Origin of the sequence: Bacillus sp. NP157, assembly GCA_018889975.1 — a bacterium.
Lineage (GTDB): Bacteria > Pseudomonadota > Gammaproteobacteria > Xanthomonadales > Rhodanobacteraceae > Luteibacter.
Window position 1 is genome coordinate 1,010,633 of the sequence record CP076546.1, and the last position, 12,592, is coordinate 1,023,224.

Here is a 12,592-nt window from a genome sequence, read left to right on the forward strand (position 1 = left end):
GAATGCATCACATCCGGACGAAACCTTCCGCCGCGATTCAGACGGTGATCATGCCGCGCTTGATGGCGATGGCGACGGCATGGGCGCGGTCACTCGTGCCGAGCTTCGTGGCGATGTTCTTCATGTGCTGCTTGATGGTTTCGACGCTCACCGAGAGCTTCTCGGCCACCTCGCCGTTGGAGTTGCCTTGCGCAACGATTTCCAGCACGGCGATTTCCCGCTCCGTGAGCGTGTCTTCGGCGAGGTGGATGGCGATGGCCGCCGCGACTTCCTGCGTGATGTGCCGCCGACCGGCGTGGATAGCGCGGATGGCCGTCGCCAGGTCCGTGGGCACGGCGTCCTTGAGGATGTAGCCGCGTGCACCGGCGCGCAGGGCGCGGATGGCCTGGACGTCGGTTTTATAGGTGGACAGGACGAGGATGCGGGCGCCTGGAAACTCCTGGCGGATGAGTTCGATCGACTCGACACCGCCCAGCGTGGGCATCTGCAGATCCATGATCGTGATGTCGGGTTGCGACTGCCGGAACTGTTCGAGGGCGTCGTTGCCGTCGGCGGCGACCCCGACTACGACCATGTCCGTGCTCGCGTTGATCACCGTCCGGATGCCTTCCCGCATCAGCGGGTGGTCGTCGACGACAAGGACTCGGATGGGACGTTCGGACTGCGACATGGATGCGCCGGTGGAGGTGACGTGTCATTCCACCCCACGTTCCCGCCGTCGCCAGGCTCCCGGGCTGGACCCGACCCTTCGCAGGAAACTGTGGTTGAAATGGCTTTGCTCCGCAAACCCGCACTCGAGAGCGATGTGGGTCAGCGACAGCGACGTCTGAAGCATAAGGGTCTTTGCGTGTGCAAGTCTTGCATCGACGCGCCACTCCTGGGGCGTACATCCAAATTTGGCGCGGAACGCGCGGCAGAAGTTGCCCACGGTGGTGCCGCAGGCCGAAGCGACCGCCGGGATGGGTACGCAGGGGCCGGGGTTGCCGAGCAGCGCCGTGGCCAGTGCTTCCTGCCAGGGCTGGAGGGCGACGCCGGGGCGGCTCGACATGTCGTCCGTGTGTCCCAGTTCGGTCAGCCGTGCAACGATGGCGCTGACCATGCAGGCCAGGACCGTTGCGTCGACCTTCGGAAGCCGCATGCACCCGGCAAGGATGCTGCCGAGTTCATCGAGCAGGGCGTCATGCCGCGCCAGTGCCAATGCCGGGTGGCTTCCGTCGGCTCGGCTTGCCATCACACACCGGCCTCCAGCGTGTTGAGCGGGTTCCCTGCCGTGGTTGCGCCGAGGTTGGCTGCGCGTGCGGCAGGCCTGACGATGCGCCGCCATTCGCTGGGACTCATGCCGGTCAGTTGGCTGAAGACACGACTGAAATGACTCTGTGCAGTGAAGCCTGCGCGGCGTGCGATCGTGGCGAGGGACTCGTCGCCCTCGGCGAGTTGCCGGCGGCAGTCGCGGATGCGTCGCTCCTGACGCCACTGCTGGGGCGAGATCCCCGTGCAGAGGCGGAAGGCCCGACGGAAATGCCCTTCCGAAACACCACACGCTGCGGCGACGTCACTGACGTAAAGGGCTTTTTCCAGCCCGCTGCCCAGCAGCCCGTAGGCGATGTCTAATTGCCGTGCCGACAATGCCGTGCTGCCTGACGGGCAGGCTTTGCCGAGGACGGCGTCGAGTGCGCTGGCGGCATCGCGCAGATGCCGTGCTGCGGACGAGCCTTGCGTGGAGCCGACATCGAGTCGCTGGCCGAGGGCGCGCATGCGTGACGCAAGCTCCGTGCTCGACGGGTCTTTCTCATGCGCGGCGACCAGGTGATTGGCGACCAGGCGCCGGTCGTCGGCCTCGAAGACAAGGCCGAGCAGCCAACCCGTGTCCATCGGGGTGAGATGGCCAACGCCTGCATGGTCGCCCAGTGGCGCGCTCGAGCTTGCGGGAATTCCGGCAACGAGGTGCATGGCGCGTCTCCTCCACATGTGAAGGAACGATAAAGTCGCGCGGTGTTCGTCGCTATCCTAGGTTACGGGAGCCGGGCCGTCCCCCGATTGGGGGATGGCCTTTGCCCCCTCGGGAGGTAGCTGTCCTGCCATGCCGATGGACGCCGCTCGATTCCGGCACGGCAGCGCAGTGCGCACAAGCCTGCCGCGAGGCATCCGATTACGGTCACACACTGGGGCCTCGTTGCCGACGCCGATACATCGCCCAGGAAGACCATGAAATCGTTCGCCACCCATTTAGTCCTTGCCTTGACCGTTGTGCTTGCCTTGCCCGCCAGGGCGTCGGTGGCGGTCGTCATCGATACGTCGGCCGCGCATGCGGTGCTCGACGCCCTCGACAATCCCGCGCTGTCGATGGACGACGCCCGGCGCATTGCCCATCTCCCGGACAACAAGGGGCCCATCGACAAGCTCCGCGAGTTCAAGATCAACGTCACCGAGGAAGACCTTGCCCGTGCGTTGTATGCCACGGCGCACGGCGTGCCGGTGACCAGGCGCGAGGAGGCCGCCTTCCTGCTCGACATGATGAAGCCGAAGGTCGCAGGGGCCAAAGCCCTCCTGCAGGCGATGGACGACGACCCCGCCACGTTCCAGGACGCCATTCGCCAGCGCATCGCGATGTACTCGCCGCCGGGTTCGGACCTGAAGTTGACGGGCCATGTCGTGGCCGTCGGCGATGGCGGTGGCTATTCCTTCGGCACCACCGACTTCTATCTCAACCTCGTCATGACCGACGATATCGCCATGGCACGCAGCACGACGACACACGAGATGTACCACGCGGTGCAAGGCGTGTTTGCCAGGGCGCGGATGCCGTCGGTGGCAGATGGCGACGCGGAGACCGGATGTCCTGCCGTCCGTCGCCTGTTCGATGCGGTCTACCGCGAAGGCTCGGCGGTCGAGGTCGCCGACGTGTCGCTCATGGCCCAGTTCCGTACACCGAACGCCTTGCGCCAGAAGACCGACATGGACGATGGCCGAAAGCATCTGGGCACCAGCGTGGCGCTCCTGGAGATGTCGGTCATCTCGCTCGAGGCGAAGCCGGGCATGTCGTACGACGACGTGTACGGGATGGGGTTCTACGGACACGCCATCCTCTACAACATCAGTTACGCGATGGCGCGGGCCATCGTCGAGGCGGACGGCGCGTCCGGGCTCGCCACGTATCTGAAGCGGCCGGCGTCGGCGTTCATCCAGCGCTACACGCAATTGCCCACGTACGGAAAGGACGACCAGCATCCGCGCCTCGGTCCCCACACCGTGGCAGCGCTTGCGCGGGTCGGCAGCTGTCACTGAGGGCCTGGCGGCATCAGGCCGGTTTCGTCCAAAACGTCGGACGGGTGTGCATGGACAGCGCGATGGCGTTGTATGACCCTGCAGGAGGCTGCCTCGGCAACCTTTGAATGGTCAATACTTGAAGCGCGTCCACTCATCGGGCGACGGAACACCCCATGGTCGACACGAGTATCGCCCGCACGGCGCATTTCTTCCTCTTTGCCTTTCTCCTGCTGGTCGCGCCGGCGGCGGTCGCCGCGGTGGCATCGCCGCCATCGGGCGTGCTGCTGTCGCAGTTACGCCACACCATTTTCCTGCCCGAGCAGGGCGCTCCTGCGGCGGTCGAGGTCATCGCACAGGCCCCTGACGGGCTTTTGTGGTTGTGTTCCGGCACGGGTCTGGTGAGCTTCGACGGGACGACGTTCGACGGCACGCTGACCGACAGGATGACGACCCCCGCATGCCGGGGCCTGTATATCGAGCCGTCCGGAGACATCTGGGTGGGCCATAACTTCGGGGGCATCGAGCGCATCTCCCACGGCGTCGTCGAGCACGTCGGCACCGAGGGTTTGCCCCCGGGGACGGCCTTCGACTTCGCGCGACGGCAAGGGGTGCTCTGGGTCGCCACGACCCATGGCCTCGCCACCCTGGACGACGCAGGCAAGTGGCATCGGGTGGGTGCGGCCGAAGGGTATCCGGGAGGCAATCCGGAGGGGATGATGCTCGACCCGTCCGGCACGCTCTGGGTGGCCGACGCGACGCAGACCTGGAAGCTCCTGCCGGACGGGCACCGTTTCGAGCTCGCCGGCACGATGATCGTCATGGATCGGATCTACGCCCACCTTCCGCCCGACTCGACGCGGCTGGGCGACGGGCACGATGGCGAAGCGCTGGTCGACAGCAGTGGAGCCTTATGGACGGCCACCGACAACGGTCTCTCCCGCAGCGTCCCGTTGGCTGACGGCCGCAGTGTCACGGAGGAGATGACGCCGAAGAACGGATTGAGCAGCGACTACGTGCTGTTCTTCCTCGAGGACCGCGAGCACGACATCTGGGTGGCGACGCATGCGGGCCTCGAACGGTTCCAGCCGACACGGTTCACCCGCTTTCCGTTGCCCGGACACATCACCGATCCCACCGTGCTGGCCGACGGTGGGCAAGGCCTGTTTGTAGCGTCCATCTGGCAGCCCCCGCTGCACATCACGCCCGATGGCGGGTGGACGCATGTAACGGCGCATGAGGCGTCCGTGATGGCGAACGAGCCGTCCGGGGCGACGTGGTTCGGTGGTGGCCCTTCCTTGTGGCGCGCGAGCGAAGGCAAGGTCACGGAGCTCGGCCTGCCGAAAGAACTCGGCGACCCGAGGCGTCTTGTCGATGGCCTGGCCCCCGTTACGGCGGACGATGTCTGGATGAGCGTCCGCCAGAAGGGGCTGTTCCGCTTCCACGACGGGCATTGGCAAGCGCAGGCTGGCTTGAACGGCTTGCCGCAGGACGAGCCTCGTTCCGTGCGCCGGGTGGCGGATCATGTCTGGTTTGGCTACGCCGATGGCGCCCTTTACCGCTGGAGCGCGGCGGACGGGGTGGGCCACGTGCGCGATCTCGATGGCCCGGTGGGCACCATCGCGAGCGTGAGCGAAGCGCCTTCCGGATTGTGGGTCGCAGGCAGGAAGGGCGTGGCGTGGATCGTTGGGCAGCACGTTGTGTCGGTGGTTCGCCAGGAAGGGCAGGCTTATTCCGACGCGACCGACGTCCTCGTGAGCAAGCAGGGCGACGTCTGGATAACGACGTCGGCGGGCCTCTATCGCATCCGGGCGGCCGATGTTCCGAAGGCGGCATCGGATGGCACGGTCCGCGTCGCCAGCGATTTCGTTGCGCCCACGGACGGCCCGGGTGACTTTACCAACGGCACCAACGCGTCAGACCGGATCGCGGAATCGTCGGACGGTCGCATCTGGGTCGCCACGGTCGAGCACCTGTCGTACATCGATGGGGGCAAGCTGGCGGACCTCCCGCCGTTGCCGGCGCCGCACATCACGGGCCTGCTCGCGGATGGGGTGCACTATCCGGTAGCCACGACGCAGCTGCCGCCGCGTGTGCGCGACATCCGTGTGGGGTATGCGGTCACCTACCTCTCGCATCCGGATCGCGTGACCTTTCGCTACCGTCTGCGTGGCTACGATGACCGCTGGCAGGACGTCGGGTCGCGGCGGGAAGCGGTGTTCACCAACCTCGACGATGGTAACTACACGCTCGAGGTGCAGGCGAGGCTCGATGGGTCCGAGTGGCGGGGCGCCGTCGGCACGCTCTCGTTTTCGATAAAGCCCGCGTACTACCAGACCTGGTGGTTCAAGGTCCTTGCGGCGCTGGTGGGTGTAGGCATCATCCTCGCGCTGCAGTGGGGATGGCGCCGGGTCACGGCGCTCGAGGCCCACGCCCGGGTCGACGAGCGTGCACGCGTGGCTCGCGATCTCCACGACAACTTCCTGCAAAGCGTGCAGGCCTTCATCCTGCGGACGCACGCGGCGATGATCTCGACGCTTACGCCCGAACAGCGGCAGGAGATGCTCAAGAGTGCGGTCATCCTCGCGGAAAACTCCATGCGCGAGGGACGGGAGAAACTCGGACATCTTCGCCTTCCAACGTTCCCCACCGACCTGGCCGACTATCTGCACGTGGTCGCCATGGACCTTGCCGAGGAGCATCCGGCGGTCTTCGATGTCGAGACCAGGGGCGAGCCGGTCTCGCTTGTACGCCCCGCGTTCGAGCAGCTGCAGCCCATCTGCAGGGAAGCACTGATCAACGCGTTCCGTCACGCCCATGCGTCAGCGATACGCGTCCTTGTGACGTTCGAGCGGCGGTACCTGACCGTGTCCGTGCAAGACGACGGCGTGGGGATCGAGCCGGCCGTCCTCGAGCACTCACGTCCCGGCCATTGGGGCCTCTTCGGCATGCGCGAGCGTGCAGCTGCCCTGGGTGCCCGCCTGCGTATCGAGACGGCGCCGGGGGCAGGGACGAGGGTTGAGGTGCGGGTGAGGGCGCGGCGGATATATAGCTCACGCCGCCAGGCCGTTGCCGAGGTGGTGGCGGGTGTGCCCGGCTCCGGGTAGGCGCAAGGGACAGCCCAGTCAGGATCCCCCCAACCACTCCGGTTATGATCCGGTCTATCCGATTCGTCTCGATCCGCTTCGGATTCCCGTCCCGGAGCCCCGATGCGCGTCCAAGAACGAAACAATGTCCGCCAGTTCGGCGATGGCCCGGCCACCCTGGTCTTCGCCCACGGCTTTGGCTGCGACCAGAACATGTGGCGCCTGGTGGCATCGGCGTTCTCCGACCGGTTCCGGGTGGTCCTGTTCGATCTGGTGGGTAGCGGCGGTTCCGACCTTTCCGCCTACGACCGCGACAAGTACGACAGCCTCGATGGCTATGCCGACGACCTGATCGAGGTCGTCCAGGCCTTCGGCCGCGGCCCGGTCGTCTTCGTCGGGCATTCGGTCAGCGCCATGATCGGCGCCGTGGCCGAGCTGAGGTCCCCGGGGCTCTTCGCCGCCCACATCATGATCGGACCGTCGCCGTGCTACATCGACGACGGCGACTACACGGGCGGCTTCAGCCGGGACGACATCGATTCCCTGCTGGAAACCCTCAGCGGCAACTACCTGGGATGGTCGAGCACCATGGCCCCCGTCATCATGGGCGCGCCCGACCAGCCGGAGTTGGCCGAAGAACTCACCAACAGCTTCTGCCGGACCGATCCGGAAGTCGCCAGGCAGTTCGCCCGGGTCACCTTCCTCTCCGACAGCCGGCGGGACATCCCCCGGCTGGCAAGCCCCTGCCTGATCCTGCAGTGCTCCGACGACATCATTGCCCCCATGGCGGTCGGCGATTACCTGCATCGCGTCCTGCCCAACAGCACGCTGCGCGTCATCGACAACGTCGGCCATTGCCCGCACCTGAGCGCCCCGCGTGCCAGCATCGAGGCCATGAACGCGTTCCTCGCCACCCTCGACCTGCGCGATGCCTCCTGAGCCGCCCGCACTTCCGTCGATAGGCGAACTCTACGCCGCGGCGCCGTGTGGGCTGCTGCTGACCGACCCCGACGGCACCATCCGCCATGCCAACGCTACCTTCTGCGAGTGGATGGACTCCGAACCCGCCGAGATGGTCGGAAAGCGCCGGATCCAGGACCTGCTCACCGTCGGCGGACGCATCTTCCACCAGACCCATTGGGTGCCCTTGTTGCAGATGCAGGGGAGCATTTCCGAGGTTAAGCTCGAGCTGAAGCGCGGGGATGGGCGGACGTTCCCGGTCGTCCTCAACGCGGTGAGCCGTGCCCACGGCGTGCAGGTATTCCACGAGCTGGCCTTCTTCATCGCCGAAGACCGCCATCGCTATGAGCGCGAGCTGATGCATGAGCGTGCCCAGGCACAGCAGCTGCTCGCCATCCACCTGGAAGCACAGCAGGCGCTGGCGCTATCGGAGGCGCGCCTGCGCCTGGCGATGGAATCGGCACAGCTGCATGTGTGGCACGTGGAGCCGGGCAGCGCGGTCCGTTGCTACGACGACTCGGTCGCGGAGCTGCTGGGCTACCCGCATCCCCAGCCCATCGACAGCCAGCGTTTCCTCGCCCACATGGATGTCGCCGACCGGGAACGCGAGGCTGCGGCATTCGCCGAGGCGATGGATGTGAGCAAGGGTGCTTACCGCTGTGTGTTTCGCCTCAACGGTGCCGATGGCATCCAGCGCACGGTCCGCGCCACCGGCGATGCGGCGTTCGACAATGACGGCCAGTTCCTGCGCCTGGTCGGGGTGTTGCTGGACATCACCGAACTCAGCCGCCAGCGTGCCGCGGCCGAGGAGCGCGCGAGGTTCGCCGAGCAGATGATGGGCATCGTCAGCCATGACCTGCGCAACCCGCTGACCGCGATCAAGATGGGCACGCAGATGCTCTCGAACCCGGGCCTGGCGCCGGAGCGGCGGGATCGCATGGCCGAGCACATCGACGCCTCGGTGGACCGTGCCCGACGGCTGATCGACGACCTGCTGGATTTCACCCAGGCCAAGATCGGTTCGGGCATGAGCGTCACGCCGACGATGCTCGACCTGCACGGCCTCGTCCGCGTCGCCGTCAACGAGCTAAGGCTTTCCTTCCCCGGACGCATCCTCAGCCATCGCGAACAGGGCGTCGGCGATTGCCTGGCCGATGCGGGGCGCCTGACCCAGTTGCTCGGCAACCTGGTCGGTAACGCCATGGCCTACGGCGACAGGGAACAGGCCGTGACCATCACCTCGCGGGTGGACGCGGACACCTTCGAACTCGAAGTCCACAACTGGGGCACGCCGATTCCCGCCGAGCTGGTGCCGGTGCTCTTCGAGCCGATGATGCGCGGCACGGCGGTGCCTACCGACCAACGCAGCGTGGGGCTGGGCCTGTTCATCGTCAATGACATCGCCCGGGCGCATCGGGGAAAGATTTCGGTCAGTTCAACGGAGGGGGCGGGGACGGTGTTTCGGGCGATCTTTCCGCGTCGGGCGGCTGCCTAGTTCCGCCGCAGTGGTTGGTCGGGACTCTTCATCGACACGAGCGGTCGCATGCAACGTCCGCGCCCATGGGCAGCGTCGCGGATCGACCGAACGGCCGATGGCGGGCGACGCCGCGTTACTTCAATCATGCACGAGCAGGGGAGGCGGCCGATGAGACTCAGCCGGGATGCATCGCAATGACAGTTCATATTCGCGCAGGTGTACACCGAGTAATCCCATTCCTGCTCCTGATCGCCGGCATGGATGCTATTGCCGACGATCTCGACCTGTCTAAAGAACGTTGCAACGTCTTCATCGGGCCGGTGTGCATGGCGCTTCCGAGGGACGCCTCGATGTTCATGGACGCGCCTGTCGATTTCCAGAGATACAGACTCTCGAACGGCGACAACATCATCATGTTTGCCTACGTCCAGCATTCAGCGGGAGAAATCGAAGGTACGCAGTCCTTCGCGAAAGACGTCCGGGGCTTCGCGATAAAGGGTTACATTTCCACGCGCTATGGAACGCAAAGGATGGATGTTGTCTTTGTGCCACGATCGAGCAAGGTGTCAACAGTCCACGTTTACGCCGATGTCACTGGCGAGCGCCGAGATGCTGTCGGTGAAGCCCTCGCCGGTCTGCGTCCCTGCACGCAGAAATCGCTCGGCGATATCTCGTGTCCGTCGGAAAGCACCGTAGGAACGGACCTGGTCCGCTGGTTGAGGGAATCATCTGGAACTACTTTTACTGCTCGGCCGTGAATTATGGAACTGGATAAGCATGCGCTCGCGACCGTTGATCTCTATCCTCCGGAGCGCAATGGTCGGCCGATTCCTATCCTGCCGGGCATGTGGCGTGCAGATATTGCCTTTGACATGCGAGATGGGCAGTTTGGTTTCGCAACCATTTTGGATCGGGAACTGGATCATGGTGAGGTTCGTCAGGTTTACCTGACGTTCCGTCGTCCCGACCTTGTGATGCCCAAGCTCAGACGTGGGTTGCGTTTTTTCTATTGCACCGGCCATGCGATCGGCGAAGGTACGATCATCGATTTTGATCCGGACGGTCTTGTCGTCGCCGGCTGAGAGACCGATAGCGCCTCGCATTCTGGTGAATCACACGGCCGGGTCTGAATCGACCGAGGTGCCCTCGCGTACGGTGATCCCTTTGATTAACGCGACGACCCACGCACCGTAGCTCGGTGCGATGGAGAACAACTGATATCCCCCGCTGGCGACAAGGGCGCGTAGTTTCTCGAGGTGCTCCTCTCGCGCTCCGCCATGGTTCAGTGCAACGAGAATGTCGGTAGCTATGTCGGTACTCGCCGACACCTCGCAGTCGAGGATGATGTTTCCCTCCGCGAAGCCGTCGACATTCAAGCGCTTCACGCCAGAAAGAATCAAGGTAAAGGGCGCGCCGGCGGCCGTTTGCACGAAAATCCTCGCTTCCTGGTCTTTGACGAGCAAGCCCGTGAGGTGCCCGTCGTGCAAAGGAGGAATCGAATCCATGTGGTGGGTCATCGCGCTCTGCCTATCGACTATTTCGGTCACCACATCAGAACCGTCTTTCCTTCACGAAGCAATTCAGCGATCTCGACCGTGCGTTGCGAGTCCTCGTCCAGCGGAACCGAAAGCCGGCCGAACTCTCCGAAGTCAATGTGTACCGCTACGCCTTCGATTTCGCGGACCGACGTCACGTCACGTGCAATGAAGGCGCACAGTTGGTCGCGAAAGCCGCCCTCCGGATCCTGTTGAAACGTGGCGATCGGCAATGAATACACGATCAGGTTATTGCCGTCGAATTCGAACCGGAAGTAGTCCATCACGAAGGTCACGGCTGAGAGCTGCCGTCCGATGAGCGCTTCTTCGAGGATCTCGTTTGCGATGGGCATGCCAGTGCTCGACAGTTTCGATAGGGGAGCCCTTGCTCCTGGGCTTAGGGATCGTCGCTTGCGGGGCTCGGCGGCGCAAGCCTCTGGCCCGTGGACGCTGCCGCCCAATTTCGGCAGACGCCACGGCGCAGTCGGATGCCCTGGCGCGAAGTGACCCAGGAGGCCGCTGGTAACGAAAGCACAATCAGGCGATCGACCCACCACCGTCGATCATGATCGTCGACCCGGTTGTAAACCCGGTACCAGCCGCATACAACACCGCGTTCGCAATATCGCCCGGCTCACCGACGCGCTTGGCCGGGAGCTTGCCAGCCGCCGATGCGAAGAACGCGGCCCGGGTCGAATCGTCCATGCCGTTCCACAGCGGCGTGCGGATCACGCCCGGCGACACGGCATTGACCCGGACGGGTGAAAGCTCCAGGGCAAGCCCACGCACGAGGCTCTCAAGCGCCGCATTGATCGCCCCCTGCAACACCGAGGTCGCGCTGGGACGCACCGACAGGAAGCCGCTCACCAGCGTAAGCGAGCCGCCGTCACGGATGTTCGCCGCACGGGCCACCCGGTACGCACCCCAGAACTTGCTCTCCATGGCCGCATAGGCGTCGTCGAGGGCGAGCTGGCGCACCGGACCGCCCGGGGTCTGCGCGGCCGAGACCACCACGTGGTCCCACGTCTGGCCGCCGGCCAGGGCTTCCACGGCGGCGTTGTCGGCCGTATCGAGGACGACGGTCTTCACGCCGTGCCCGATCGCCTCTGCCGCCTCGGCAAGCTTGCCTGCCGACCGCGACGCGATGGTCACCTTCGCACCCGCGGCGGCGAACGCCTGGGCGGTGGCGAGGCCGATGCCGGAGCTGCCGCCGACAACGAGGACGTTCTGGTCAGTGAAGGTATGCATGGGCGTTCTCTGCGAGGTAGAAGGGAGGAACAAAATATGATCCGGGTCGCCGGCCGGTAGAAGGCCCGGGCCGCTGAATCACTCTTTCTGGACGAGCGACAATGCTGGATAACCTGCTGGAACTGACCATCTTCGCCCGCATCGTGGCCACGGGAAGCCTCTCCGGGGCGGCGCGCGACCTGGACCTGTCCCTTGCCGTGGTCAGCAAGCGGCTGGCCGCGCTCGAGGAGCGCCTGGGCGTCCGCCTGCTGCAACGGACCACACGTCGGCAGTCGTTGACCGAGGAGGGCGAGGCCTTCCACCTGCGTTGCGTGCGTATCCTCGCGGAGGTGCAGGAGGCGGAGGCCGCGGTGTCGCGCACGCGCGATGCGGTGACGGGAACCCTGCGTATCGCGGCGCCCCGGGCGTTCGGTCGACGCCGCATCGCACCGCTCGCCGTCGCGTTCCGCGCACGCCACCCGGACGTCTGCATACAGCTGACCTTGAGCGAGGCGTTGGTCGATATCGTCGAGGAGGGCATCGACGTCGCGATCCGGTTCGGCGCCCTGGCGGATTCGTCGCATATCGCACGGCGCCTGGCCCCCAATTACCGGATCCTCTGTGCCGCACCCGCCTACCTTGCCCGGCGTGGGATCCCACAGGAGCCGGGGGCACTGGCGACGCACGACTGCATCATCTTCGGCGAGCATCCCACGCGCGAATGGACGTTCCAGCACGCCGACGGCGAGACTTCGGTCCGGGTGAATCCCGCCTACGTCACCAATGACGGCGAGGCAGCGCATGCACTGGCCCTGGCCGGCGGCGGCATCGTGCAAAAGTCCATCTGGGATGTCGGCGACGACCTGGGCAGTGGACACCTGGTCCGGATACTGCCCAACCACGCCATACCTGCCGCGCCGCTGCATGCCGTTTACGCCAACGCCGAGCACCTGGCGCCGAAGGTGAGGGCGTTCGTGGCGTTCTGTGCGGAGGCGCTGGAGCAGGATTGGCGTTGGGGTGAGTGAGGGCGAGGACAAGCATGC

General features: G+C 65.4%; 13 protein-coding genes. 7 read left to right on the forward strand and 6 right to left on the reverse strand.

The window, feature by feature from the left end:
* Positions 1–37 precede the first annotated feature (37 nt).
* The 3 genes from KPL74_04495 to KPL74_04505 are packed head-to-tail and all read right to left on the reverse strand — an operon-like array spanning position 38 to position 1,950.
* Positions 38–670: a response regulator transcription factor gene (locus tag KPL74_04495; protein ID QWT21260.1), complete on the reverse strand. Its 633-nt coding sequence runs from the start codon at positions 668–670 to the stop codon at positions 38–40.
* A 24-nt stretch (positions 671–694) separates the two neighbouring features.
* Entirely contained in the window at positions 695–1,231 is a 537-nt protein-coding gene (locus KPL74_04500; protein QWT21261.1) for an AraC family transcriptional regulator, read from the reverse strand.
* A complete protein-coding gene (locus tag KPL74_04505; GenBank protein ID QWT21262.1) occupies positions 1,231–1,950 on the reverse strand; it encodes an AraC family transcriptional regulator in 720 nt (239 codons plus the stop codon). The genes KPL74_04500 and KPL74_04505 overlap by 1 nt, the downstream gene beginning before the upstream one ends.
* 255 nt (positions 1,951–2,205) lie before the next feature.
* On the opposite strand from KPL74_04505, the gene KPL74_04510 reads away from it, so the two are divergent.
* From KPL74_04510 to KPL74_04535, 6 genes are all read left to right on the forward strand, one after another.
* Positions 2,206–3,285, forward strand: a complete 1,080-nt coding sequence (locus KPL74_04510; GenBank protein QWT21263.1) for a hypothetical protein — start codon at positions 2,206–2,208, stop codon at positions 3,283–3,285.
* Positions 3,286–3,440: 155 nt separating this feature from the next.
* On the forward strand, positions 3,441–6,371 hold the full coding sequence (locus KPL74_04515) for a hypothetical protein (GenBank protein QWT21264.1): 2,931 nt from the start codon (positions 3,441–3,443) through the stop codon (positions 6,369–6,371).
* Between the two features lie 102 nt (positions 6,372–6,473).
* The gene (locus KPL74_04520; protein QWT21265.1) at positions 6,474–7,289 is read left to right on the forward strand and encodes an alpha/beta hydrolase; all 816 of its coding nucleotides are present in this window, start codon (positions 6,474–6,476) and stop codon (positions 7,287–7,289) included.
* Positions 7,279–8,805: a PAS domain S-box protein gene (locus tag KPL74_04525; GenBank protein ID QWT21266.1), complete on the forward strand. Its 1,527-nt coding sequence runs from the start codon at positions 7,279–7,281 to the stop codon at positions 8,803–8,805. The genes KPL74_04520 and KPL74_04525 overlap by 11 nt, the downstream gene beginning before the upstream one ends.
* A gap of 239 nt (positions 8,806–9,044) precedes the next feature.
* Positions 9,045–9,545, forward strand: coding sequence for a hypothetical protein (locus KPL74_04530; protein ID QWT21267.1), 501 nt, complete (start codon positions 9,045–9,047; stop codon positions 9,543–9,545).
* A gap of 3 nt (positions 9,546–9,548) precedes the next feature.
* Positions 9,549–9,869, forward strand: coding sequence for a hypothetical protein (locus tag KPL74_04535; GenBank protein ID QWT21268.1), 321 nt, complete (start codon positions 9,549–9,551; stop codon positions 9,867–9,869).
* Between the two features lie 30 nt (positions 9,870–9,899).
* On the opposite strand, the gene KPL74_04540 is transcribed toward KPL74_04535, so the two are convergent.
* From KPL74_04540 to KPL74_04550, 3 genes are all read right to left on the reverse strand, one after another.
* Positions 9,900–10,304 carry a hypothetical protein gene (locus KPL74_04540; GenBank protein QWT21269.1) on the reverse strand — a complete coding sequence of 135 codons (405 nt, stop codon included), beginning with the start codon at positions 10,302–10,304 and terminating at the stop codon, positions 9,900–9,902.
* Between the two features lie 26 nt (positions 10,305–10,330).
* A complete protein-coding gene (locus KPL74_04545; protein QWT21270.1) occupies positions 10,331–10,675 on the reverse strand; it encodes a hypothetical protein in 345 nt (114 codons plus the stop codon).
* Between the two features lie 184 nt (positions 10,676–10,859).
* Complete coding sequence (locus KPL74_04550; protein QWT21271.1) at positions 10,860–11,570, reverse strand: SDR family oxidoreductase; 711 nt, start codon at positions 11,568–11,570, stop codon at positions 10,860–10,862.
* A 101-nt stretch (positions 11,571–11,671) separates the two neighbouring features.
* On the opposite strand from KPL74_04550, the gene KPL74_04555 reads away from it, so the two are divergent.
* Positions 11,672–12,574, forward strand: coding sequence for a LysR family transcriptional regulator (locus KPL74_04555; protein ID QWT21272.1), 903 nt, complete (start codon positions 11,672–11,674; stop codon positions 12,572–12,574).
* Positions 12,575–12,592 lie beyond the last annotated feature (18 nt).